This is a genomic window from Mesorhizobium sp. M7A.F.Ca.US.014.04.1.1 (genome assembly GCF_003998745.1).
Classification (GTDB): domain Bacteria; phylum Pseudomonadota; class Alphaproteobacteria; order Rhizobiales; family Rhizobiaceae; genus Mesorhizobium; species Mesorhizobium ciceri.
Genome location: NZ_RZRW01001142.1, coordinates 1 through 987, shown reverse-complemented (window position 1 = coordinate 987; position 987 = coordinate 1). Strand labels below are relative to the sequence as shown.

The 987-nt window shown below is 65.7% G+C and carries 1 pseudogene; it reads left to right on the top strand.

The annotated features are described in order from the left end of the window. Positions 1-987: pseudogene (locus tag EOA22_RS35135) on the top strand (autotransporter outer membrane beta-barrel domain-containing protein); the annotation flags it as partial.

The following is a 987-nucleotide window of genomic DNA, read 5'->3' as shown; positions in this document are numbered from 1 at the left end:
CGGTAACGGCGCTGGCCGGCAGCAAGGACGCCATCGATATCCAGGCGCAGTCGACGACCGGCAATGTCACGGCGCTGGCGAACGGCGACATTAAGTCGGGCAATGCCGGCATCGTCACCGCGATCTTCCCAGCTGCCGCAACTGGCAACATCAACGTGACGGCCAATGGTGCCATCGGCGCACGATTCGGCGTCGACGCGGAGAACTTAGGCTCCGGCTCGACGACGGTGAAGACGGTCGGTCCGGTAACCGCGACGTCGGGCAATGGTGTCTACGCGCGCACCACCGGCGGCAGTGTGTTGGTGAACGCCGGCGCGGTGTCCTCAACGGGCAATACGGCGATCATCGCGCGTCAGACCAACGCGGCGGGCGCCGGCACAGTTGGTGTGACGACCACCGGCGCGGTGTCGGGCCTGACCGGCATCGAAGCGACCAATAGCGGCACCGGCACGGTCACGGTGACTGCCAACAGCGCGGTCACCGGCACTGCCGCCGAAGGCATCAAGGCATCCGGCGCCGGCGTGGTGAACGTCAATGTTGCCGGCACGGCCAGCGGCGTAGCGCGCGGTGTGACGGTGACGGGTTCCAGCGGCACCATCACCAATACGTCGGTTGGTACGATCCGCAACAGCTCCGGGCTGCTGACCGACTCAGCGCTCGTGGCCACCGGCGGGCCGTTCGTCCTTGCCAACGCAGGTTTCATCACCGGTACGGTGACCTTTGGCGCTGCTGCTGACACATTCAACAACAACGGCACTTGGCGCACGGCGGGCGGCACCAGCGATTTCGGCGGCGGCGGCGACACGATGACCAATGGTCCCGGGAGCATCGTCGATGCTGCCGGAGTGGGCGGTATCGCGACAACCAACTTCACCAACCTGGCGATGTTCGTGAATCAAGGCCGCACGACGGTGGTCAACGGCTTCGCCGGCGATGTGCTCAACACGAGCGGCAATGCGCAGTTCGATGGAAGCTCGATCTATGCGG